This window comes from Bradyrhizobium sp. U531, from assembly GCF_051710265.1.
Classification (GTDB): Bacteria; Pseudomonadota; Alphaproteobacteria; order Rhizobiales; family Xanthobacteraceae; genus Bradyrhizobium.
In genome coordinates this window covers 634,819-656,293 of sequence record NZ_JASVEN010000001.1, presented here as the reverse complement: position 1 = coordinate 656,293, position 21,475 = coordinate 634,819, and the positions used below count along the sequence as shown (strand labels likewise).

The 21,475-nt window shown below is 64.7% G+C and carries 22 protein-coding genes; 6 read left to right on the top strand and 16 right to left on the bottom strand.

Going from position 1 to position 21,475, the window contains the following annotated elements; genetic code table 11:
* Nucleotides 1-17: 17 nt before the first annotated feature.
* From QRQ56_RS03285 to QRQ56_RS03250, 8 genes are all read right to left on the bottom strand, one after another.
* Entirely contained in the window at nucleotides 18-932 is a 915-nt protein-coding gene (locus QRQ56_RS03285) for a DMT family transporter (protein WP_438737594.1), read from the bottom strand.
* A 79-nt stretch (nucleotides 933-1,011) separates the two neighbouring features.
* Nucleotides 1,012-1,809, bottom strand: a complete 798-nt coding sequence (locus QRQ56_RS03280; RefSeq protein WP_438737593.1) for an NUDIX hydrolase — start codon at nucleotides 1,807-1,809, stop codon at nucleotides 1,012-1,014.
* A 4-nt stretch (nucleotides 1,810-1,813) separates the two neighbouring features.
* On the bottom strand, nucleotides 1,814-2,767 hold the full coding sequence (locus QRQ56_RS03275; protein WP_438737592.1) for a dihydrodipicolinate synthase family protein: 954 nt from the start codon (nucleotides 2,765-2,767) through the stop codon (nucleotides 1,814-1,816).
* 106 nt (nucleotides 2,768-2,873) lie between these two features.
* Complete coding sequence (locus QRQ56_RS03270; RefSeq protein WP_438737591.1) at nucleotides 2,874-3,752, bottom strand: SDR family oxidoreductase; 879 nt, start codon at nucleotides 3,750-3,752, stop codon at nucleotides 2,874-2,876.
* A 164-nt stretch (nucleotides 3,753-3,916) separates the two neighbouring features.
* Entirely contained in the window at nucleotides 3,917-4,777 is an 861-nt protein-coding gene (locus QRQ56_RS03265; RefSeq protein ID WP_438737590.1) for a MaoC/PaaZ C-terminal domain-containing protein, read from the bottom strand.
* A 197-nt stretch (nucleotides 4,778-4,974) separates the two neighbouring features.
* On the bottom strand, nucleotides 4,975-5,364 hold the full coding sequence (locus tag QRQ56_RS03260) for a Zn-ribbon domain-containing OB-fold protein (protein ID WP_438737588.1): 390 nt from the start codon (nucleotides 5,362-5,364) through the stop codon (nucleotides 4,975-4,977).
* On the bottom strand, nucleotides 5,364-6,521 hold the full coding sequence (locus QRQ56_RS03255) for a thiolase domain-containing protein (protein WP_018322309.1): 1,158 nt from the start codon (nucleotides 6,519-6,521) through the stop codon (nucleotides 5,364-5,366). Before QRQ56_RS03255 ends, QRQ56_RS03260 begins: the two co-directional genes overlap by 1 nt.
* A gap of 1,411 nt (nucleotides 6,522-7,932) precedes the next feature.
* Nucleotides 7,933-11,424: an indolepyruvate ferredoxin oxidoreductase family protein gene (locus QRQ56_RS03250; RefSeq protein ID WP_438737587.1), complete on the bottom strand. Its 3,492-nt coding sequence runs from the start codon at nucleotides 11,422-11,424 to the stop codon at nucleotides 7,933-7,935.
* 292 nt (nucleotides 11,425-11,716) lie between these two features.
* On the opposite strand from QRQ56_RS03250, the gene QRQ56_RS03245 reads away from it, so the two are divergent.
* On the top strand, nucleotides 11,717-12,952 hold the full coding sequence (locus tag QRQ56_RS03245; RefSeq protein WP_438737586.1) for a c-type cytochrome: 1,236 nt from the start codon (nucleotides 11,717-11,719) through the stop codon (nucleotides 12,950-12,952).
* 129 nt (nucleotides 12,953-13,081) lie between these two features.
* Here the strand turns inward: QRQ56_RS03245 and QRQ56_RS03240 are convergent, their stop codons facing one another.
* Nucleotides 13,082-13,726: a trimeric intracellular cation channel family protein gene (locus QRQ56_RS03240; RefSeq protein ID WP_438737585.1), complete on the bottom strand. Its 645-nt coding sequence runs from the start codon at nucleotides 13,724-13,726 to the stop codon at nucleotides 13,082-13,084.
* A gap of 176 nt (nucleotides 13,727-13,902) precedes the next feature.
* Here QRQ56_RS03240 and QRQ56_RS03235 point away from each other — a divergent pair, with 176 nt between their 5' ends.
* The gene (locus tag QRQ56_RS03235) at nucleotides 13,903-14,328 is read left to right on the top strand and encodes a hypothetical protein (RefSeq protein WP_438737584.1); all 426 of its coding nucleotides are present in this window, start codon (nucleotides 13,903-13,905) and stop codon (nucleotides 14,326-14,328) included.
* A gap of 71 nt (nucleotides 14,329-14,399) precedes the next feature.
* Here the strand turns inward: QRQ56_RS03235 and QRQ56_RS03230 are convergent, their stop codons facing one another.
* The 5 genes from QRQ56_RS03230 to QRQ56_RS03210 all read right to left on the bottom strand — a co-directional run bounded on the left by QRQ56_RS03230 (nucleotide 14,400) and on the right by QRQ56_RS03210 (nucleotide 17,980).
* Complete coding sequence (locus QRQ56_RS03230; RefSeq protein WP_438737583.1) at nucleotides 14,400-15,209, bottom strand: isocitrate lyase/PEP mutase family protein; 810 nt, start codon at nucleotides 15,207-15,209, stop codon at nucleotides 14,400-14,402.
* A gap of 129 nt (nucleotides 15,210-15,338) precedes the next feature.
* The gene (locus QRQ56_RS03225) at nucleotides 15,339-16,289 is read right to left on the bottom strand and encodes an SH3 domain-containing protein (RefSeq protein WP_438737581.1); all 951 of its coding nucleotides are present in this window, start codon (nucleotides 16,287-16,289) and stop codon (nucleotides 15,339-15,341) included.
* A gap of 47 nt (nucleotides 16,290-16,336) precedes the next feature.
* Complete coding sequence (locus QRQ56_RS03220; RefSeq protein WP_438740051.1) at nucleotides 16,337-17,062, bottom strand: SH3 domain-containing protein; 726 nt, start codon at nucleotides 17,060-17,062, stop codon at nucleotides 16,337-16,339.
* Between the two features lie 167 nt (nucleotides 17,063-17,229).
* Nucleotides 17,230-17,580 (bottom strand): antibiotic biosynthesis monooxygenase family protein, encoded by a 351-nt coding sequence (locus QRQ56_RS03215; protein ID WP_438737580.1) that lies wholly within the window; start codon nucleotides 17,578-17,580, stop codon nucleotides 17,230-17,232.
* A 91-nt stretch (nucleotides 17,581-17,671) separates the two neighbouring features.
* Complete coding sequence (locus QRQ56_RS03210; protein WP_438737579.1) at nucleotides 17,672-17,980, bottom strand: NIPSNAP family protein; 309 nt, start codon at nucleotides 17,978-17,980, stop codon at nucleotides 17,672-17,674.
* Nucleotides 17,981-18,172: 192 nt separating this feature from the next.
* Here QRQ56_RS03210 and QRQ56_RS03205 point away from each other — a divergent pair, with 192 nt between their 5' ends.
* Complete coding sequence (locus tag QRQ56_RS03205; protein ID WP_438737578.1) at nucleotides 18,173-18,871, top strand: metalloregulator ArsR/SmtB family transcription factor; 699 nt, start codon at nucleotides 18,173-18,175, stop codon at nucleotides 18,869-18,871.
* 274 nt (nucleotides 18,872-19,145) lie between these two features.
* On the top strand, nucleotides 19,146-19,394 hold the full coding sequence (locus QRQ56_RS03200) for a GCG_CRPN prefix-to-repeats domain-containing protein (protein ID WP_438737577.1): 249 nt from the start codon (nucleotides 19,146-19,148) through the stop codon (nucleotides 19,392-19,394).
* A gap of 157 nt (nucleotides 19,395-19,551) precedes the next feature.
* Here the strand turns inward: QRQ56_RS03200 and QRQ56_RS03195 are convergent, their stop codons facing one another.
* Nucleotides 19,552-19,833: a twin-arginine translocation signal domain-containing protein gene (locus tag QRQ56_RS03195; RefSeq protein ID WP_438737576.1), complete on the bottom strand. Its 282-nt coding sequence runs from the start codon at nucleotides 19,831-19,833 to the stop codon at nucleotides 19,552-19,554.
* Nucleotides 19,834-20,035: 202 nt separating this feature from the next.
* A complete protein-coding gene (locus QRQ56_RS03190; RefSeq protein WP_438737575.1) occupies nucleotides 20,036-20,350 on the bottom strand; it encodes a hypothetical protein in 315 nt (104 codons plus the stop codon).
* A gap of 131 nt (nucleotides 20,351-20,481) precedes the next feature.
* Between QRQ56_RS03190 and QRQ56_RS03185 the strand changes: the two genes are divergently transcribed.
* On the top strand, nucleotides 20,482-21,135 hold the full coding sequence (locus QRQ56_RS03185) for a glutathione S-transferase family protein (protein ID WP_438737574.1): 654 nt from the start codon (nucleotides 20,482-20,484) through the stop codon (nucleotides 21,133-21,135).
* A 74-nt stretch (nucleotides 21,136-21,209) separates the two neighbouring features.
* Complete coding sequence (locus QRQ56_RS03180) at nucleotides 21,210-21,362, top strand: hypothetical protein (protein WP_194402766.1); 153 nt, start codon at nucleotides 21,210-21,212, stop codon at nucleotides 21,360-21,362.
* Nucleotides 21,363-21,475 lie beyond the last annotated feature (113 nt).

Genomic DNA, 21,475 nt, shown 5'->3' with positions numbered 1-21,475 from the left:
CGGACCCCTTCCCCCGCCTATGACGGTTTGACGCGCGCTTGCGGCCGGGCCGGGATCGTCATGGCGGCGACGCCGAGGACGACGCAGGCAAGCCCGATCCAGGCGGTCCGGCTCAGGCTCTCGCCGAGGAAGGCCACGCTGATGGCAACGCCGATCGGGGCGCGCAGATAGGCCTGCGCGGTGGTGCCGACCGAACCCAGGGTCTGGATCAGGCGGAAGTAGATCGCGAACGCGGCGGCGGTGGAAAATACGGCGAGCGCGAGCAGCGCCAGCATCGAGCTCAGCGACGGCGACAGCGTCCAGGGCTGCTCGAAAGCCAGCGAGGCCGGGATCAGGACGGCGGCCCCGGCCAGCAGCGAGCCGGCGGCCGGTGCCATGGGGTCGAGCCCCTTGAAGCTGCGGCCGAAGATCGCTGCGCAGGCGTAGCAGATCGTGGCGGCGACGATGGCCGCTTCCGCAACGAGGCCGCTGCCGATGTCGTGGAAGGCATCGACGCCGACGATCAGGAGGATGCCGGCCATCCCCGCCACGACGCCGAACAGCTTTCGCGGCGGCGTCGCCTCGTGGCGGGTGACGACCGCTGTGAGCAGGAATGTGAAAATCGGTCCGGCCGAGTTGAGGATGGTGGCGAGGGCCGCATCGACATGGCGTTCGCCCCAGGCGATCAGGGTCCAGGGGATGACGCTGTTGAGCACCGCCTGGAATGCGAAGCGCTGCCAGGTCGCCGCGTCCGTCGGCATCTTGATGCCCCTCGCCCACATGACCAGCAACAGCAGCAGACCTGCAATCGTCGTGCGGGCCGCAATCAGCGTGATCGGCGGAATGGTGGCGACACCGAGCTTGATGAAGGTGTAGGAGCCGCCCCAGAGCGTTGCGAGCGCGACCAGCAGCGCCAGCTCGCCGGCGATGTTGCTGTCCTGCCGGTTGTTCATTGTGCGTCCCGTCCATTCCACGATGGACGGAAGCTAGCGCGTCCGCAGGCGAAAATACTTCGTTGCGTGTCGAAGTGTATTAGCCGACGGCGCCGACCTCGAACACCTCGCCGTCATAGCCGGCTTCGCGGGGAATGCGGAGCTGGCGGCCGGTCTCGGTCTTGGTCATGACCGGCATCACGGTGACGATGGAGAGGCCCTTGGCGTGCGCCAGCGCATCCTCCACGGTGGGCTGCTTCGCCAGCCGGATCAGGTTGCGCGTGGTCGGGAACGGCAGCTTGAAGCGGCCGCTCTCGCCGCCCTCCACGGCTTCGCGCGCCGACAACCAGATCGAGTCGGTGGACTCGCGGCCGTCATGGGCGCCGAGTTGGTCGGGCGGCGCCGCCGCGAGGAAGAACCAGGTGTCGAAACGCTTGGGCATGCCCTCCGGCGTGATCCAGTGCGCGTAGGGCACCAGCGTGTCGAGCGCGAGCTGGAGGCCGTTGTCGTCGAGGATCGTCAGGAAGCTGATCTTGTGCTCGTTGAGCGCGACGCGATGCGCGTCCGCGATCTCGCCGGCGCGCCTGGCATCGATCGGCGTGCCCGTCCCCTTCGCGCGCGCCAGCAGGATGCCGCTCTCCTCGAAGGTCTCGCGGATCGCGGCGATGCGAAAACCGCGATCCGATTCGCTCAAGCCCTCGCCGCCCGAATACAGATCGGCGCGGGCGACGATTTCCTTGTCGCCGGCATCGACGCTGCCGCCGGGAAACACCAGCGCGCCCGAGTTGAACTCGATCTGATGGTGGCGGACCATCATGAAGATCTCGACCTCTCGTGCTGCGCCGTCGCGCAGCAGGAGGATCGTCGAGGCCGGGCGGGATGCTGATGTCTCGGCCATGCAACTAACCTGCGGCGCTGGATTGCGGGCCGAGATTGGCACGCTTGTCGACACGAGCGACGCGCGACAGCAGGTACTCGACCTCCGCCTTCGCGGTCGCGGTGATGGTCGCGCCGGGCCTGCGCTGCGCGCTGGAGGCGATGATGCCGCGCTTCTGCAGCACGTATTTGCGGATGGTCAGGCCCACACCTGGCTGCTGCTCGTAGCGGATCAGCGGCAGATGCGCGTCGAACAGATCATGCGCGGCGTCGCGCTTGCCGGCCTTGGAGAGGTTGACGACGTCGATCAAGAGCTCGGGGAAGGCATAGCCGGTCATTGCACCGTCGGCACCGCGCTCCATCTCGAAATCGAGGAACGTGCCGCCATTGCCGCACAGGATCGAGAGCGGACGAAGCGAGCCGTCCTTCTGGAAGCCGCGCAGCGTCGTGATCTTCTCCAGGCCCGGCCAGTCCTCGTGCTTGAGCATCACGCAGTTCGGATTGTCCATGACGATCTTGCGGATCACGGCCGGGGTGAACACCACCGAGAGCGTCAGCGGATAGTCCTGCAGTACCCAGGGAATGTCCGGCCCGATGGCCTCGGCCGCCTGCTTGAAATAGCCAATGATCTGGTCGTCGGTGCGCAGGGATGGCGGCGGCGCGATCATCACGCCGGCCGCGCCGGCATCCATCGAGGCCTTCGCCAGCGAGCGCATGGTGGCAAAGCCCGGCGCGGAGACGCCGACGATCACCTGCATCTTCTTGGCGCGCTTGACGAAGCGCACCGCAACCTGCTCGGCCTCGACCGCATCGAGCTTGGGGGCCTCACCGAGGATGCCCAGCACCGTGACGCCGTCGCAGCCGACCTCCTCGTAGAAGTCGGTCAGGCGGTCGATCGAGCGCTCGTCGATCCGGCCGTCGTCGTGGAACGGCGTCGGCGCGATTGCGAAAGTGCCCTTGGCGTCGGCAGTGAGTTTCATCAGTCTCTCTTTCCTTCTCCGTCATTCCGGGGCGGCTCGCAGAGCCGAACCCGGAATCTCGAGGTTCCGGGTTCGCGCTTCGCGCGCCCCGGAACGACCAATCAGGCTAAAACCTCCGCGCCCCCATCTTGATCTGCTCCTCGGAGAAGAAGATCTCCTTGGCATGCTCAACGACGTCCTGGGCGTTCCAGCCCGAGTGCGGCGGTTTCCAGCCTTCCATTTCCATCATCCGCATTTCGCGCACGCCGCGGGGCCCGGACACGCCCAGCACCTTGCCGGTCTGGTCGCCGGACAAGTCGCTGACCATGTATAGCACGGCCGGCGCGATGCCGTCCGGCCCCAGCGCCGCGCCGGGGTTCTCCTTATAGCGGGGCAGGTCTGCGGTCATGCGGGTCAGGGCGCCCGGGGCCAGCGTCCAGATCCGGATGTTGTACTTGCGGCCCTCGATGGCCAGCACGTTGGACAGGCCCCAGATGCCGCCCTTGGCCGCGCCGTAATTGGTTTGGCCGAAATTGCCGATCAGGCCCGAGGTCGAGGCGGTGTTGACGATGACGCCGCCGCCGTTTTCCCGCATCCAGCGAAACACCGGCATGGTGCAACAAAAGGTACCCTTCAGATGGACCTTGATGACCTTGTCCCAGTCGGATTCGGAGGCCTTGTGAAACGTCTGGTCGCGCAGAATGCCGGCATTGTTGACCAGGATATCGGCGCGGCCGAAATGCTTGATGGCGTCGTCGAAGACGGACTGGCCGCCCTCCATCGTGGAGATGTCAGCGCCGTTGGCGACCGCCCTGCCGCCCTCCGCCGTGATGGCGTCCACCACAAGCTGGGCCATGGACTTGTCGGCGCCGGAACCATCGCGGGGCCCGCCGAGGTCGTTAACGACCACCGCGGCCCCTTCCCGCGCGAACAGTTTTGCATAGGCCTCACCGAGCCCTCCGCCCGCCCCGGTGATCAGCGCAACCTTGCCGTCGAGTAGTCCCATGGTGGCTTCTCCCTGTTTGTTTTTCTCCTGTGTCCCGGACGCGATGCAGCGTGAAACGCTGCGTCGCAGAGCCGGGACCCAGTTCTTTCTTCGCCTGGGCTCTCTGGGCCCCGGCTCTGCGTCGCATCACTGCGTGCTGCGCCGCGTCCGGGGCACGAGACCGCCTAACCCAGCACCGTCCTGCCGTTCTTGATCACCGTCACCCCGCGCGAATTCACCTTGGCTTCGAACGAGATCGTGTTGCCGTCCTTCCAGAGGTCCATGGTCACGGTCTCGCCGGGGTACACTGGCGACGAGAACCGCGCGACGTGCTGGCGGAAGGCGCTCGCGTCATAGTCGGCATAGGTCTGCAGCACGCCGCGGCAGGTGATGCCGTAGGTGCACATGCCGTGCAGGATCGGGCGCGGGAAGCCGGCCTTCTTGGCAAACTCGGGATCGCTGTGCAGCGGGTTGCGGTCGCCGCAGAGGCGATAGACCAGCGCCTGGTCGGGGCGCGTGACGATGTCGATGGTCTTGTCGGGGCTGCGCGAGGGGATCTTGTGCGGATCGGGCTGGGTCAGGTTCGGCCCGCCAAAGCCGCCGTCGCCGCGGGCGAAGCGCGAAGCCACCAGCGTTGCCAGCTTCTCGCCCTTTTCGTTCTTGAGCACGGTCTGGTGCGCGATGACGACGCCCTTGTCCTTGCCCTTGTCGTAGACTTCGACGACGGAGGAATCGGCGGTGATGTTCGCGGCCACCGGCAGCGGCTGGTGAAAGGTGATGTCGCGCTCGCCGTCGACCACCATGACGCGGTTGAGATTCATCTCGCCGGGGCCCGAGCCCCACGCCGCGACGGAGGCGAAGGTGGGCACCACCTTGAGCGGTCGCGGCGTGAACGTGCCCTCGTTGACGAAGGCGAGCTCGTTCTCGTCCATCGGGTCGGCGCCAAGGCCGATGCCGTACGCGTAGAGCATCACCTCACGATCGCTGTAGGAATATTTCTGGCCGAGGTTCTTGAGGGCTTTGAGCTCTTCGTATCTGGCGGACATTTTTCTGGTTTCCTCCCGGGGATCACCGGCGCTTATTGATGCGCCCTCTCCCCCTGTGGGAGAGGGCTGCGAGATGCCGGCCAGGCATTCATTTGGGTGAGGGGTTGGCTCCTCAGCGATGGTCTCTCCGCGGAGCGATACCCCTCACCCGGCGCTTCGCGCCACCTTCTCCCACAAGGGGAGAAGGGAAGTAAGAACTACACGACCGTGAAGAACGGCAGCGGCGCGCCATCGGTCGGCTTGAACACTACCTTCACCTTCTGGCCGATCTTGAGCTTCTCGAGATCGCAGTCGACGAAATTGGTCTGCACCGACGGGCCCTCCTTCAGCGTCACGTAGCCGATCGCATAGGGACCGGTCGGCGATTTCCGCATCAGGCTCCAGGTGTAGATCGTGCCCTCGCCCGACGCCTCCTCCCACACCGTCTTGTCGGAGTAGCAGAACGGGCAGATCGAGCGCGGGAAGTAATGCGCCTCGCCGCACGCCGTGCAGCGCTTGATCATGAACTTGCCCTCTTTCGCCGCATCCCAGAACGCTGCGGTCTCGGGGTTCGTCACCGGGGCCGGATATTTCTTTGCATCTACCATCACACGCGCTCCAGAATGGCCGTCGAGGCGGCGTGGCGAACACCCAAGAGACCGCCGGTGCCGTGGGCGATGGCGAGATCGCAATTTTTCACCTGCACCTTCGGATGCGCCTCGCCGCGCAACTGCCTGACGGCCTCGATAATCTTGGTCATGCCGCCGCGGTTGACGGGATGGTTGCTGCAGAGGCCGCCGCCGTCGGTGTTGAACGGCAGCTTGCCGACGCCCGAGATCAGATTGCCGTCGGCGACGAACTTGCCGCCTTCGCCTTTCTTGCAGAAGCCGAGGTCCTCGAGCTGCATCAGCACCGTGATGGTGAAGCTGTCATAGATCGAGGCGTATTTGATGTCCTTCGGCGTGATGCCGGCTTCCTCGAACGCGCGCGGGCCGGACCAGATACCGGCGGAGTAAGTGAGATCGAGATCCTTGCCGCCGCGCGGACCTTTCATGGCCTCGCCATGGCCGATGAGTTTCACCAGCGGCTTCTTCAGGCTTCTGGCGATCTCGGGTGTCGTCACGATCAGCGCGCCGCCGCCATCGGAGACGACGCAGCAATCCATGCGATGCAGGGGATCGGAGATCATCGGCGAGTTCAGGACGTCCTCGACGGTGACGACGTCCTTGAGCATCGCGTGCGGATTGTATTGCGCGTGATGCGAGGCCGCGACCTTGATCCAGGCGAGCTGCTCGCTGGTGGTGCCATAGTCGTGCATATGGCGCATGGCACACATGCCATAGGCATTGTGCGTGGTCGCGCCGTAAGCGGACTCGAAATCGACCTCGGCGCCGGCTGCGCGCGGCGGCATCACGCCGGTGCGCGGCTTGCCGGCCAGCGTGATCAGCGCGATCGAGCACTTGCCCGCGGCGATCGCCTCGGCGGCATGGCCGAGATGGATGATGTAGGAGCAGCCGCCGGTCTCGGTGGAATCGACGTGGCGGAGCTTTTTGGTGTTGAGGCCAAGATAATCGACCATCGGCCAGGCGCCGCCGGGTGCATCGCCCGCGCAGAAATAGCCGTCGACATCGTCCTTGCTGATCCCGGCATCCTCGATCGCACCCTTGGCGACCTCGGCGTGAAGCTGGGCGGTGGATTTGTCCGGCGCATGCCGGGTCGGGTGCTCATAGATCCCGGCAATGTAGGCCTTGCCCTTGATGGTCAAAACAGAGGTCTCCGCTCGCGTTTCTTATTGGCTCTTTTTTCTGAACCGCGGGGGGCTGATTGGCAAGCGCGGAAATATTCCGTCGGGCGAGAAGGCAGCGGCTTGGCGCAACTGGAGTGACGCTCTCGTAGGATGGGTAGAGCGCAGCGAAACCCATCAACTCGCTTTCGCGTGCTGAAATGTGATGGGTTTCGCTGCGCTCTACCCATCCTACACCTCGAACACGCAGACACAGCTTCGCATCCTCGCAGCTTGTTCGCCCGAGCTTTGCGTCCGTCTTGCTCCCCCCTCAAATAGAGGGCGCAGGGAAGACCGGGTGCCGGCCGGGCACCCACGGTCCACTGTGCGAAGATTGCGCTACAAGAGGCTGCACAGCGGCATACAGGTGGAGCCGAACATCCGGCCTTCCCTGCGCAGTGGCTTTACGGCTTATGTCGCGCTCTCCCCGGGGAGCGATGCACTATTGCCCCCGTCGCCCTGCGATTGACCGCAAGACTTGACGCCAGACTCCGGGCGTCAGGACCACACGATTTTGCCGTACGCAAGACCACGCCCGTCGTGCACGAGACAATGCCTCGCGCGACGCAGCCCGCGTCCACCGCCGCTCACCCCGCGTTTCGTGACGATCGCGATACGCCCCTCTGAGAGGGATGAGGTGGGGAAGCGATACGACAATTCAGAATTTCGGTAAAGCGGAATGTTTTTGCGGATGCGGATTGACCCGCGGCGTGGGTGTTTTGCCCGACGGGCAACGCTAGGGATGGTACGGGGTGGACTAGCGACCGCGTAGCCACCACCACCTCCCCCGAGCGGGCCGTAAGCGGGGCTCCCCAATTGAAAGAAAACCACACGTCGTGAGGATGCGATCCACCACGCGATAATCGTAAGGTTTGGGCGGACGCAACGCTAAAAGACATCTCCATCCCTCGATTGTCAGAGATGCGTTCACGTCAAATTCGAACTCACCTAATCCTCTATCGTGCAAGGGACCCGGTCGCGTCTCGACCGAAAAACCTGCGCTACGCAGGACAAGCTCGGCAAAATCAAACGCACTCCCTTCTGGAACATACCATTTGGTGACACCGTCGACGCTAATGAAATGATGTTTCCCGCTGCGAGCGTATCGACGGGTCTTCGCGCAAAAAGCAATATGATCAGACAAGTCGTAACGCAGAAGCTTCCCCTGCTGCTCAGGATTATCTGACGGCGGAAGCATTGCCTATCCTCTCAGTCTCGCAGGGTGGGCAAAGCGAAAGCGCGCCCAAGTCCTCTTCGCAATCAATGGCAGTAGGTAGGGCGGATTAGCCGAAGGCGTAATCCGCCGCTCTGCCCCACGCCAACAGGGGTGGCGGATTACGCATGCGGACTGCGCTTCGCGCAGCCGCAGGCTAATCCGCCCTACGGGGCTGCCCTACTCCGCCGCGATTTGCCTCGGGGCCGGCGGCGGGTTCGCTAGATCAGCCGCAAGCTGGGCGTAGCGGACCTTGGCATCCGCCACCGCCTTCTCCTTCACCGGGCCGTAGCCGCGGATGCGGTCGGGCAGCGAGAGCAGCTCCACTGCGGTGTCGACCGTCACGGGCGACAACAGGCCGAGCACGGTCGAGACGTCCTTCTCGTAGCCGGCGATCAGGTCGCGTTCGAGCTTGCGGTCGGCGCTGCGGCCGAAAATGTCGAGCGCCGTGCCGCGCAGGAACTTGAACTTCGCCAGCACGCGCAGCACGCTCAGCATCCACGGGCCAAAGGCGCGCTTTTTGGGGCGGCCGAGCGCATCGAGGCCGCCGCCGAGGATCGGCGGAGCAAGGTTGAAGTTGAACTTGAACTCGCCCTCGAACTGGTCGCGGAGCTGCTGCTCGAAGGCGCCGTCAGTGTAGAGCCGCGCGACCTCGTACTCGTCCTTGTAAGCCAGCAGCTTGGCGTAGTTCACCGCGACCGCGCGCGGCAGCGCATCGCCATAACCGCCCTTTGCCGCGGCATCGCGAACCTGCTCGATCAGCTTGCGGTAGCGCTTTGCAAGACGACCGTTCTGATAGGCCGTGAGATGCTTGGCGCGGTGCTCGATGACTTCGTCGAGCGTCATCGCATCCAGCGTCTTGGGCGCAACGACCTCATCCGTGCCCTTCAGCATATCGGCGAGACGCTGGGGATCGGAGACCGCGAGGCGGCCAAGACGGAAGGCTTCCTTGTTCATCTTGATCGAGACGCCGTTGACCTCGATCGCCTGCTCGATCGACTCCGCCGACAGCGGGAAAAGGCCCTTCTGATAGGCGTAGCCCATCATCATCATGTTGGTGGCGATCGAGTCGCCCAGCAGCTGCTCCGCCGGCTTGGTGAAATCGAAGAACACGGAGTCCTTGTGCAGCGCCGTTTCCAGGAGCCCGTTGAGCTTGCGGGTCTGGAAGTTGAAGTCACGGTTGATGACGAAGTCGGCGGTGGGAATGACGTGGCTGTTGATGATGCCGCGGGTGCGGGTGGAGTCGCACAGCGAGATGGTGTCCTTGGCGACGGCGACCACCTCGTCGGCCGCAAGCACCAGATCAGCCGTACCGGTGACGATGCGCGAGCAGGTCACTTCGGCCGGATGATCCGACAAGCGGACGTGGCTGAGCACCGCCCCGCCCTTCTGCGCAAGGCCGGACATGTCGAGGATCATCGAGGCCTTGCCCTCGATATGGGCGGCCATGCCGAGCAGCGCGCCGATGGTGAGCACGCCGGTGCCGCCGACGCCGCCGACCGCGATGTTGTAAGGCTTGTCGAGCGTCGGGCGCGAGGCCGGCTCCGGCAACGCACCGATATCGCTGAGCTCCGCCGGCGCGCGGTGGCGCGGCTTGCCGCCGTCGACGGTGACGAAGGACGGGCAGAAGCCCTTCACGCAGGAATAGTCCTTGTTGCAGGACGACTGGTTGATGGCGCGCTTGCGGCCGAACTCGGTCTCCAGCGGCTCGACCGAGATGCAGTTCGACTGCACCGAGCAGTCGCCGCAGCCTTCGCAAACGGCCGGGTTGATCATGACGCGGCGCGCCGGATCTTCCATCAGGCCGCGCTTGCGGCGGCGGCGCTTCTCGGCGGCGCAGGTCTGCACGAAGACGATCGCGGAAGTGCCCTTGAACTCGCGGCACATCTTCATGACGTTCTGCAGCTCGTCGCGATGATACAGCTTCACGCCCGGCGCGATGCTGTCGGACGGATAGGCATCGGGGTTCTCCGAGACCAGATAGATCTCGCGGATGCCTTCGGCATGAAGCTGGAAGGTGATCTGCTGCGGCGAGAGATCGCCGTCATGACGCTGGCCGCCGGTCATGGCGACGGCGTCGTTGTAGAGGATCTTGTAGGTGATGTTGGTCTTGGAGGCGACCGCCTGCCGGATCGCCAGCAGCCCGGAATGGAAATAGGTGCCGTCGCCGAGGTTCGCGAAAATGTGGTTCTCGTTGGTGAAAGGTGCGATGCCGACCCACGGCACGCCCTCGCCGCCCATATGAGTGAAGGTCTCGGTCGAGCGGTCCATCCACAGCGCCATGAAGTGGCAGCCGATGCCGGCCAGCGCGCGGCTGCCTTCGGGGACCTTGGTCGAGGTGTTGTGGGGGCAGCCGGAGCAGAAATACGGGGTGCGGGAAACCGGCGCGACCGCCTGCATCTGGGTCGCCTGGCGACCATTGAACCAGTCGGCCTTGGCGCGAAGCATCTCGGCGATCTCGGGGTTGAGATCGAGCTTGAGAAGTCGCTCGGTGAGCGAGGTTGCGAGCGAGGCGACGCTGAGCTCGGCGGCGAAAGTCAGGAAGCGCTTGTCGTGCTCGTCCATCTTGCCGACGATGCGAGGCCGCACGTCGTCACGCCAGTTGAACAGCACCTGCTTGACCTGGTTCTCGACGATCTCGCGGCGCTCCTCGACGATGAAGATCTCCTCGAGGCCGACGGCGAATTCATGCACGCCTTCCGGCTCCAGCGGCCAGGGCATGCCGATCTTGTAGAGGCGAAGGCCGATTTTCGCGGCGACCTGCTCGGTGATCCCGAGCTCGCGCAAGGCCTGGCGGACGTCCTCGTAGCTCTTGCCCGAGGCCATGATGCCGAAACGGGCATTCGGCGAGTCCATGGTGACGCGGTTGACCCTGTTGGCGCGTGCAAAGGCGATCGCGGCAAAGCCCTTGTAGTCCTGCAGGCGGCGGTCCTGCTCGAAGCGGTCATCGGGCCAGCGCAGATTGAGGCCGCCTTGCGGCATCTCGAAATCGGCGGGGATGATGAAGGGCTTCATCTCGTCGGTGAGGTCGATCTCGGCGGTGGTCTCCACCGTCTCCGTGATCACCTTCATGCCGACCCAGCAGCCGGAGTAGCGCGACATCGCGATGCCGAGCAGGCCCATCTCGATCATCTCGTGGATGCTGGAGGGATAGAGGTACGGCATCAGCGCCGACATGAAGGCATGGTCGGACTGGTGCGGGACGGTCGAGGATTTCGCGCCGTGGTCGTCGCCGGCAAGGCAGAGCACGCCGCCGTTCTTGGCCGAGCCGGCGGCATTGCCGTGACGGAACACGTCGCCGCAGCGATCGACGCCGGGGCCCTTGCCATACCAGATGCCGACCACGCCGTCGTATTTGGCGCCGGGCGAGAGGTTGAGCTGCTGCGAGCCCCAGACGGCGGTCGCCGCCAGATCCTCGTTCACGCCGGGCTGGAACTTGATGTTGTACTGCTCGAGATGCTTTCGCGCGGCGAAGAGCTGCTGGTCGTAGCCGCCGAGCGGCGAGCCGCGATAGCCGGAGATGAAACCCGCGGTGTTCAGGCCTGCGGCGCGGTCGCGCCGGATCTGGGCCATGGGCAGGCGAACCAGGGCCTGGATGCCCGTGGTGAAGACGTGTCCGGTTTCCTGGGTGTATTTTTGATCGAGACTGATCGGACCCTGGTTGATGCCCATGCTGTCCTCTTTCCACGCCCTGTTCAGGTCTTTGTCACTTTGCGTCGCTTAAGCCGTTGCCTTCCCGTTGTTTTTAGCTAGGGCGCGCCGACCAATTCCGCCACTCTATGTCGGATATTTCACGATCCGCATCACAAATCTGGACCAAAGGGACGCTTGGGTAAAAATCGCAACTTCGTGGCCCGAAACACGCATGGCATTTTCAATTTGTGTCACCATACCCCCGCCGTCGCGAAATGAATGGACGCTCCCGCTCGCGGGATGCGGGCGTTTGGTCGCAGGAGTGGCTTGGATGCGGACGATTCTGACTGGCTCCTCTCTCAAGGGCTTGGCACTGGCCTGCGTGACGTTGTGCAGTGCGGTTGCGAGCGTGGCCTTCGCCGAGCCGTCGCCGGAGCTGATCGCCTATGGCAAGACGCTGGTCGAAGCCGGGGATTGCGCGGGCTGCCACACCGCCGATCCAGCAAAGCCCTTCGCCGGAGGCAAGCCCATCGCGACGCCCTTCGGCGCGATCTATGCGCCGAACCTGACCCCGGACCGCGACACCGGGATCGGCGCCTGGACGGACGCCGATTTTGTGCGCGCGGTGCGCACCGGGATCGCGCCTGATGGTTCGAACTATTACCCCGCCTTCCCCTATCCCTATTTCACGAAGATGACGAAGGACGACACGCTGGCGATCCGCGCCTATCTCGGCACGCTGGCGTCGGTCGCAAGCCGCAACAAGCCGCCGGAGTTGCGCTGGCCGTTCGGCTATCGCGGCCTGATGCGGGTCTGGAACGCCATGTATTTCAAGCCCGGCCTGTACGAGCCGGACCAGAGCAAGAGCGCGGCCTGGAACAGAGGCGGCTATCTGGTCACCGGGCTCGGCCATTGCGGCGCCTGCCACACGCCGAAGAATTATTTCGGCGCCGACAAGAGTGCGCAGGCCTTCTCGGGCAGCGAGCTCGGCGACTGGTACGCGCCGCGGCTCGATGGCGCCGCACGTACGGGACTGCTGTCGTGGAGCGCGGAGGACATCGCCGAATATCTGCAGAGCGGGCGCAACGCCAGGAGCCATGCCGGCGGGCCGATGGCCGAGGTGATCGTCAACTCGACCTCGAAGATGAGCGATGCCGATGTGCGCGCGATCGCGGTCTACCTGAAGAGCCTGCCGTCGGCGCGGCGCGAGACCATCGTGACGCCGCCCGTCGAGCCTGAGATGAAGGCCGGCCAGGCCGTCTACGCAAAGCTCTGCATCGCCTGCCATGAGGCGGACGGCTCGGGCGCGCCGCGGATCTACCCGCCGCTGCCGGGCAATGCGCTGCTGCAGTCGATCAATCCGTCCTCGACCTTGCGCGTCATTCTCGACGGCGCCCACACCGTGACCACGCCGCGCGCGCCCAACACCGGCGAGATGCCGGGCTATGCCAAACAACTCTCCAACGAGGAGATCGCCGCGGTCACGAACTACATCCGCAACTCCTGGGGCAATGCCGGCCCGCTGGTGACGCCGGCGCAGGTGGCGAAGGCAAGGAAGAGTGAGTAGGCCGCCGGCCCCTCCACGTCATTGCGAGGAGCGCAGCGACGAAGCAATCCAGAATCTTTCCGCGGAGACAGTCTGGATTGCTTCGCTACGCTCGCAATGACGAGTGGATAGAGTGAGGCAAAATAACCGTCACTTCTCCTCTTCCCCCGTGAACACGAATTTCGGCATCTCCCATTTGTAGCGCACCGCCAGCAGGCGGAGGCTGATGCCGAGAGTGAAGGTCAGGAGGGTCCAGAGCTCGGCATTGAGATTGAGGCCGAACGCGGTGGCGTAGAACAGCCCGGTCACCACCGAGACGCTGGCATAGAGCTCGGAGCGAAACAGCAGCGGCACGTCGTTGCAGAGCACGTCGCGGAGCACGCCGCCGGCACAGCCCGTCACCATGCCCGAGACGATCACGATCGGCAGCGAGGCATCCATCTGCCAGGCGACGTCGCAGCCGGTCATGGTGAAGACGACGAGCCCGATCGCGTCGAGCACGATGAAGGCGACCTTGAGCCGGTGAACCAGGCGCGCGAACAGGATGGTGAGAAAGGCCGCCCCACCGGCCAGCGCGAGAAAGGTCGGGTTTTGCACCCAGGCCAACGGATAATGTCCGAGGAAGAGATCGCGCAACGTGCCGCCGCCGAGCGCGGTGATGCAGCCGAGAAAGCAGACTCCCAGCCAGTCCATGCTGCGGCGTCCGGCCGCGAGCGCCGCCGTCATGCCCTGCGCTGCGATCGCGACCAGCGACAGGAAATGCAGCACGCTATCGGTCGGTGGCAGATTCCACATGGCTGATTCCCTGGGCTTGTTCCTCTCACAGCGAGGGAACCCGCGTCCGGTTCCCGGGCTGAACAGGTTCCCGATTCCCCGTGGCAGAGCAACATGCGACGAAAGCATAAGCCGGCGCGGAACGGAATCTCACATCTGAGGGTTGTCCCGGCGTCATAACCGAGGAGACCACATCGATGGCTGACGACCGTTTTCCCAACGATCCGTACCGCCCGAACCTCGCCGACGATGAGTACCTTCGCACGGCGCGCCGGGATGCCGATCTGCAGGCAGATCCCGAGCTGGGTGAAGGCCCCGCGTCCAGCGGCAAGGTGGCGCTGTTCGCCGTCGCGATTGCATTGGTGCTCGGCGCCGTGTTCTACGGCCTGAACAACACCACGACAGGCAATCAGGCGAGCACCACGCCGGCAACGCAGACCGCCCAGCAGGCGCCTGCGACCAATCCCGCCACGCCTCCCGGTATGCGCGACGTGACGCCGCGCAACAACACCGAGCCGGGCGTGACCACGGGTGCGGCGCCGAGCAAGCCGGCTGCGCCCACGGATATGCCGGCAGCCAAGCCGGCGCCGGATACGCAGACGCCGTCTGACGGCACGAAGTAACGATTTGCAACAAGATACGAACGCGGCGGGACGCAAGTCCCCCCGCTTTTCGTTTTCGGACGATGTTCGCCTTAGCCGAACATCTTGTTCAGCTCGCCGCCGGGATAACCGTTGCCGAGCTCGGTGAAGGTCCCCTTCTCCGCCATCTCCTTCGCCGCGCGCATGAAGCCGCCCCAGGCGGCGCGGGCGAGCGAGCCGCCGACGCTGATCCGGCGCACGCCGAGATCCTCGGCTTCCCTTAGCGACAGGCCGGTCGCGCCGATCAGGAGATTGAACGGCTTTGGCGCGACGGCCTTCACCACCGCCGTGATGTCCTCGCGGCTCTTCAGGCCCGGCGCGTAGAGACAGTCGGCGCCGGCGTCCGCATAGGCGGTGAGCCGGTCGATGACGAGCTTGAGATCGGTGACGCCCCACAGAAAAGCCTCGCAGCGGCCGACCAGCATCGTGTTGCTGTCGCCGATCGCCTTGCGCGAAGCCTTGATGCGCTCGACCGCGAGCGCGCGCTCGTAGATCGGCTTGTCCTTGTCGCCGGTGGAATCCTCGATCGACAGGCCGGCGACGCCGGTGCGCACGCAGCGCTCGACATTGTCGGCGACCCGGTCCGGCTCGACCGCAAAGCCGCCCTCGAAATCGGCGTTGACGGGAATGTCGACGGACGAGCTCAATGCTGCCAGATGCTGACAGACGTCCTCGACGTTGACGTGATTGTCGGACTTGCCGATGGTCCAGGCGAACCCCGCGCTCGACGAGGCGAGCGCCTTGAAACCGAGATGCTGCAAGGCCTTGGCGCTGCCGACATCAACCGGATTGGGCAGGATGAAGCACCCGCTCTCGTGTATCTTCCTGAAGGCCGCGCGCTTGTCCGCCGTCGTGACGTGCATGTTTCTTCTCCCCATGTCGATGGCTTGCGCCGCAGAGATGGGGATGCCCCGCGACGATCGCCAGTGCGTCGCGGGTGACTCCGTGATCCGACGAGATGGACCGGGGACGCGCTCAATACACCGGCCGCGTCAAGCCGGCTCGGGGACATCCTCTCGTGCAGCCATATGCTGTTGCACCGGAGCGAGGAAGCTCGCAAAGACGTAACCGTCGAGCAGGCCGTCGCCCTCGAGGTCCACCCGCGCCCACGCCGGATCCTGACTGCTGATCTCGACCACGTTCAATTCGGTGCCCGGCGAAAGAGTCTTTTCGGAATCGAAATTCGTCCCGGGCCCACCACGCAGCTTCAGGCCGCCGCGAGCCATCACGACATAACGCCCCGGCGACAGCATCGCGGCGCCGTCGACCGTCCGCGACAACGCCAGGAAGTCGAAGATCTGCTCGCCGTAGAACTTCCCGCTGTCATCCTTGAAGCCCTGTTTCAAGCCCTTGGCCGGGTTGTAGCCACCGGTATTGTAGGCGATCGCGACCGCGCAGAATTCGAGATCGGTCAGGTTCGTCTTGGACTGCAAGCCGAGCTTCTTCAGGCCGCGCTCCAATTCTCCGAGGCACTGCGTCAGCGTATCGGAGAAATTCTCGTAGCGCCGATCGAGGAAGTAGTGCGGATCTTCCTTGAAGAACTGGAGATCACGCTGAAACATACCGAATCCGTGGCAGAACTTATCGGGGTTGGCGACGGCACGCTCGTAGCCGCGGACGAGAGCCGACATCTGTTCGAGGCCGTCGCGGGCAATGTCGAACATCTCCCGCCCGTGAGGCTCGGTCAGCAGGTGAGCCTTGTTGCGCGGAAAGGCCTGCCGCCCTTTGCCCGGTCCCTGGAAATCGATGGTGTCGCCGACGCAAAGCGCGAGGACGCGATCGAGCGAAAGGTTCTTCTTGCGGACGACGGACCAGATGTAGCCCGTTTCCTGGCACGCGATGGCGGCGATCATGTCGATATCGAAGGGCGTGCCCGGCAAGGCAGCCTCGATCTGTGTGCGAAATTGCTGCTTGAACCACCTGATATCGTCGACGCTGACCATGATGAAACTCCGTCGCTAAAAGGAAACGCTGGGCGTAGTCCGAGGGGTCAGGCCGGAGCAGCTTCGAGCTCGGCGAGGAACGCTGCAAAGACGTAACCGTCGAGCAGGCCGTCACCCTCCACGTCGACGCGAACCCATGCGGGATCGACGTTGGAGATCGCCACCACACTGAGCTCCGTACCCGCGGGCAATGTCCTGTCCGAATCGAAATTCGTGCCCGGACCGCCACGCAGCTTCAGCCCATCGCGCGCGATCACCGCGTAACGGCCGGGATGAACAGCAGCGGCGGCCGGTCCAGGCGGCACGATCCCGCCGCTATCCCAGCCATCCTGCGCCGCATCGCGCAACCATTGCGGCGCCGTCGCCGATCGGCCGCCGGCGCCCCAGGTCAACCTGGTATGGTCGTCGACGGAGGTGCCGAAGCCGACGTGGATCGTCCGGTTTCCCATGTAGCCGACGCCTGCGCCGATCCCGGTGGCCCCTGCCGCAGCCGCGGCCGTCACGAAACGCAAGATGCCGGGCGAAGCCGCGGCGTCGGTAAACGTCAGGGCCTGACCATTGACGAGGCATTGCACGTCGGCCGCCCGTCCGAGGTCGTGGCGGGTAGATCCCGTGCGACGGGTGCCGTGACCGAGCGCGTCCTGCCCGCCCGACGTAATCCGCACCGTGTCGACACCGGCGGCGGTCGCGGCGGCGTCCAGCACGTTTCTCAGCTCATTGGTGATCGGTTTGTTGCGAGTAGCATCGGCCGGCGGCCCAACAAAACTCGTCATATGAAACACCTCGCTCTGACGCTCGGCGAATTTTGACCGCCCATCGAAGGAGCGGCTTGAAATCAATTTCAACTCAACGGCATACGCTCCCCAAAAACGGAAGCGCAGCATAGACATCTCACAACCTCGGCGAGATGTCCACCATGGATTGAATGTGTCTCCGGCCGCTAACCGGCGTCGTGCACCGCGCGGCTGTCCTTCGGCGCCTGCTCACGATCGTTCATGCTGTAGTCCCTGACCACGCTCGCGATGCGCAGGTGATAATCGGCGAAGATCTGCGCCCTGCCCTTGGCCTGGGTGCGACGATGCTCCATCGTGTTGCGCCAGGCCTGCACCGCCGCCTCGTCGCGCCAGAACGACACCGACAGGATCTTGCCCTTGTCGGTCAGGCTCTCGAAGCGCTCGACCGAGATGAAGCCGTCGATGGTCTGCAGGATCGGCTTCAGATCGGCCGCGAGATCGAAATAGTCCTGGCGATGTTCCGGCTTGGGCCAGACTTCGAAAATCACGGCGATCATAGGCGTCTCCTCTTATGTGAGCATGACCCGGAAAAAAGCGTCGTACTTTGCGCTAACGCGGCCCTTCGGGTCCGGATCATGCCGGCGTGGCCTACAATACCACCTTGCGCAAGAACGTGCGCTCTTCGGCGAGAATGAATTTGTGTTCCTCGGCGAAATGGAAATTCGCCATGCCCTCGGAATCCTGTCGCAGCCGCGCGCGATAGGCTTCATAGGCGGCGAGACTCTCGAAGGTGATCAATGCGAACGCGATGTTGTTGGTGCCCTCGTGCGGCATGAAATAGCCGATCAGGTCGCCGCCGCATTTCGGGATGATGGTGAGCCAGCGCTTCGAATAGTCCTCGAACTGCGCGCGCTTGAACGGATCGAGCTGGTAGCGGATGAAGACGGTGACGGACATGGTGGGCTCCTGTTTCCACATCGTCATTGCGAGCGCAGCGAAGCAATCCAGGAATCCCACCGCGGGGACAATCTGGATTGCTTCGTCGCCAGTGCAAATTGCTTCGCAATTTGTCACGGGCTCCTCGCAATGACGACCTGGGTGAGACGCTACGCCCTTGCCCGACACCAATGCTTCGGCTACCATCGAAGCATGAAATCAGGACCCGACATCGCCATGGTCGCCTCCCTGGTCGGCGACCCCGCTCGCGCCAACATGCTCACGGCGCTGATGAACGGACGCGCGCTCACCGCGAGCGAGCTGGCGCAGGAGGCCGGCATCACGCCGCAGACCGCGAGCTCGCATCTGGCCAAGCTCGAGGCCGGCGGCCTGGTGGAGCCGGAGAAGCAGGGCCGCCACCGCTACTATCGCCTCACCGACGACGACGTCGCCGGCGTGCTCGAGGGCCTTGCCGGCCTCGCCGCGCGGACCGGCCACATGCGGGTGCGAACCGGGCCGAAGGATCCGGCCTTGCGGCGCGCGCGGATCTGCTACGACCATCTGGCCGGCGATCTCGGCGTGCAGATGCTGGATTCCTTGCGCGAGCGGAATCTGGTCCGGCAGAAGAAGCAGGACATCGAGCTGACCAATGAGGGCGAGCGCTTTCTCGCCAAGCATCTGCAGATCTCGTCCGAGATGCTCACCCACCCGCGGCGGCCGGTGTGCAAGGCCTGCCTCGACTGGAGCGAGCGACGGCATCACCTGGCCGGCACGTTGGGGGCGGCGATGATGCAGCGCTTCGCCGAGCTGAAATGGGCGGCACGCGACACGACGCCCGGCAGCCGCGTGGTGAACTTCACCCGCGCCGGCGAGAAGCAGTTTGCGACGTTGTTCGGCCCCCGGGAGGACTGACTGCGCGCGCCATGGCTTGCCGCAGCGCGGGAGCGGCGGCGGGTTGCGGTCGTCGGCGCCGTGCCCCGTCGCGACAAGCCGCATGCGGGGAACGTTCATGCCGCATTCAGGTCATGATTGGCAGGTTTGGATCGCGCCGTGTCGACATGTTGCAAGATTTGATATGTTGAATCGTGTCTTTTGATTCATTGTGCGCCGCAAGCGCCGGACTCCCAAAGACTTGCTCCAAAGACTTGCCTCAAAGACTTGCCCCAAGGACGAGAAGGAAGATCAAATGAAATACCTGTTCGCCGCCGCCATGCTCGCCAGCGCGGTCGTCGGTTTCACCGAAGCGGCCAGCGCCGCTGACGGCTGCGGCCGCGGGTTCTATCGCGGGGCTTACGGCAATTGCCGTCCGATGGGTGGCGCGGTCGTCGTGCGCCCGGCCCCCGTGTATGTTGCCCCACCGGTCGTCGTCGTGCCGCGCGCGCGCGTGTGCCCCTATGGCTTCCGCTGGTACGCCGGCCGCTGCCGTCCGTTCTGATCTCTGCACATCTTCAAGATGGCCGCGCGGCGAAAGCCTGCGCGGCCATTTTCGTTTCCGGGGGGCGCCGACGACAGCCGCCGCGGCATTGGAGCACCCGGAATCGAAACGGGGATCGCCGGCTGCGATCCCCGTCCCGTCCGCGAAGTTTTCGCGCTTACCAGTGGCGGCGGTGCCAACGCCGGTAATGCCGGCGCCAATGACGGCGGCGCCAGCCCCAATGACGGTGATGGCCATGCCAGTGCACCTGCTCGGGCGTGAGCTTGCCGGCTTCCTCGCTGGTGGTGACGGCGGGATGCGCGTCGGGATTGCCTTCCGGCATGCGCGCGGAATCGCCGAGCGGATGCGGTGACAGCGGAGCTGCGTACGCGGTCGCGGCCAACGCGGCGGCGCCCGCCGTCAGTCCCAATGCAAATTTCAGAAAGTTCCGGCGCTCCATGACATATCCTCTCGGCTACCTGGCAAGTGATGCAGAGGAAGTGTCGCGGTCACGACATGAACCAAGGCTGAATCCTGCGTTCAGATTTGGTGTTACGCCGACATGAATTCGTAGCCCGGATGAAGCGCAGCGTAATCCGGGTTTCGTGCCTGGGGGCGAAGACGCCGCATTGCACTGCGCTCCATCCGGGCGACAGACCTCGCTATTTCAAGAACTCCTGCGCCAGCACCAGCGTCTCGCGCGAGCGCTTCACGTCGGGCCAGTCGCGCTCGAAATCGGCGACGAGCTTCTGCAGCGCGTCCCCCTTCAGCATCGCCGCGAGCTTGGCCTCGTCGTCGAACTGATACATCGCCTGGTGCAGCGAGGGATCATCGAGGCTCCAGAACCGCCACGCCTTGCTGACGCCGAACGCCTTCACCGCGTCGGGCACGTGTTCCCGCTCGTACCATCGGTCGAAGGCGGCACGCTTTTCGGCGTCGGGGACAATGGCGCGAACGACGAAGAAGGCTGCCGGCATCTTGTTTCCTCCCAGTGTTTGGCGTGAGCCTAGCCGGTTCAGCCGCCGGCGACAAAAAGACTTGGCACCGGTGTCGGAACGGGCACGCCTCGTTCGTCCTTTGCTTCGAAACCAGGATACGGAGACAGCAGATGGCCGACCTCACCCTGACCACCTTCAATTGGGTTCCCGAAGCGCCGCGCGGTTTCGTGCGCGACCTTCGCGTGCGCTGGGCGCTGGAAGAAGCCGGCTTGCCCTATCGCATCGCCAGCACGCCGATGGAGGATCGCGGCGCCGCACATCTTGCGCACCAGCCGTTCGGGCAGGTGCCGTGGCTGACCGACGGCGACCTCTCGATCTTCGAGACCGGCGCCATCCTGCTGCATCTCGGCGAGCGCAGCGCCAAGCTGATGCCCACAGACCCGCGCGGCCGCGCCGAGACGACGGAATGGGTGTTCGCGGCGCTCAATTCAGTGGAGATGGCGAGCCTGCCCTGGGGAATGTCGCAATTCATGGGACATCCGACCGACACCGCGGCCTGGAAATTCGTCGACGACTTCCTCAAGCTGCGCCTGAAGCATCTCGAGCCGGTGCTCGCCCGCCGCGCATGGCTGGCCGGCTCCTTCTCCGTCGCCGACATCCTGATGTCGGACGTGCTCCGCGTCGTCGATGGCTTCGACGGCCTGGCGGATAGTCCGGCCTGCCGTGCCTACGTCGCGCGCGCCACCGGCCGCCCGGCCTTCATCAAGGCCCATGCCGACCAGATGGCGCATTTCGCTGCGGCCGATAAGGCGCGCGGGGTGTGATGCGCCTCACATATTCAATCCAGCGTTCGGCCTACAGTCGCAAGCACCGGACGGACGCAATCGAAAGGTGACCCATGGTCCGCATCGAATATCTCAAGCGACAGATCGCCCGCGCCGAGCGGCTGGCCAAGGCCATCCTCGACCGCCAGACCGCCGATCGCCTGCAGGCCTTCGCCGCCGAATGCCGCACCGAATTGTCGGAGCTGACGCTCAAGACCGCCGCGTGAGGCGTGTGGGGCCGGATGCGTGAGAGACGTAGGGCGGATTAGCGAAGCGTAATCCGCCACTTCTCCATCCGGTGACACATACTTCGGCGGATTACGCTATCGCTAATCCGCCC

Bases quoted from the DNA above. Each gene is read 5' to 3' on its own strand.
- QRQ56_RS03225 (WP_438737581.1), bottom strand. From the start codon at position 16,289: ATGGTCAGCGTCGACGATATCAGGTGGTTCAAGCAGCAATTTCGCACA.
- QRQ56_RS03200 (WP_438737577.1), top strand. From the start codon at position 19,146: ATGAAATACCTGTTCGCCGCCGCCATGCTCGCCAGCGCGGTCGTCGGT.
- QRQ56_RS03185 (WP_438737574.1), top strand. From the start codon at position 20,482: ATGGCCGACCTCACCCTGACCACCTTCAATTGGGTTCCCGAAGCGCCG.
- QRQ56_RS03270 (WP_438737591.1), bottom strand. From the start codon at position 3,752: ATGGGACTACTCGACGGCAAGGTTGCGCTGATCACCGGGGCGGGCGGA.
- QRQ56_RS03210 (WP_438737579.1), bottom strand. From the start codon at position 17,980: ATGTCCGTCACCGTCTTCATCCGCTACCAGCTCGATCCGTTCAAGCGC.
- QRQ56_RS03285 (WP_438737594.1), bottom strand. From the start codon at position 932: ATGAACAACCGGCAGGACAGCAACATCGCCGGCGAGCTGGCGCTGCTG.
- QRQ56_RS03245 (WP_438737586.1), top strand. From the start codon at position 11,717: ATGCGGACGATTCTGACTGGCTCCTCTCTCAAGGGCTTGGCACTGGCC.
- QRQ56_RS03180 (WP_194402766.1), top strand. From the start codon at position 21,210: ATGGTCCGCATCGAATATCTCAAGCGACAGATCGCCCGCGCCGAGCGG.
- QRQ56_RS03240 (WP_438737585.1), bottom strand. From the start codon at position 13,726: ATGTGGAATCTGCCACCGACCGATAGCGTGCTGCATTTCCTGTCGCTG.
- QRQ56_RS03280 (WP_438737593.1), bottom strand. From the start codon at position 1,809: ATGGCCGAGACATCAGCATCCCGCCCGGCCTCGACGATCCTCCTGCTG.
- QRQ56_RS03220 (WP_438740051.1), bottom strand. From the start codon at position 17,062: ATGACGAGTTTTGTTGGGCCGCCGGCCGATGCTACTCGCAACAAACCG.
- QRQ56_RS03235 (WP_438737584.1), top strand. From the start codon at position 13,903: ATGGCTGACGACCGTTTTCCCAACGATCCGTACCGCCCGAACCTCGCC.
- QRQ56_RS03250 (WP_438737587.1), bottom strand. From the start codon at position 11,424: ATGGGCATCAACCAGGGTCCGATCAGTCTCGATCAAAAATACACCCAG.
- QRQ56_RS03205 (WP_438737578.1), top strand. From the start codon at position 18,173: ATGAAATCAGGACCCGACATCGCCATGGTCGCCTCCCTGGTCGGCGAC.
- QRQ56_RS03195 (WP_438737576.1), bottom strand. From the start codon at position 19,833: ATGGAGCGCCGGAACTTTCTGAAATTTGCATTGGGACTGACGGCGGGC.
- QRQ56_RS03260 (WP_438737588.1), bottom strand. From the start codon at position 5,364: ATGGTAGATGCAAAGAAATATCCGGCCCCGGTGACGAACCCCGAGACC.
- QRQ56_RS03275 (WP_438737592.1), bottom strand. From the start codon at position 2,767: ATGAAACTCACTGCCGACGCCAAGGGCACTTTCGCAATCGCGCCGACG.
- QRQ56_RS03230 (WP_438737583.1), bottom strand. From the start codon at position 15,209: ATGCACGTCACGACGGCGGACAAGCGCGCGGCCTTCAGGAAGATACAC.
- QRQ56_RS03215 (WP_438737580.1), bottom strand. From the start codon at position 17,580: ATGATCGCCGTGATTTTCGAAGTCTGGCCCAAGCCGGAACATCGCCAG.
- QRQ56_RS03190 (WP_438737575.1), bottom strand. From the start codon at position 20,350: ATGCCGGCAGCCTTCTTCGTCGTTCGCGCCATTGTCCCCGACGCCGAA.
- QRQ56_RS03265 (WP_438737590.1), bottom strand. From the start codon at position 4,777: ATGTCCGCCAGATACGAAGAGCTCAAAGCCCTCAAGAACCTCGGCCAG.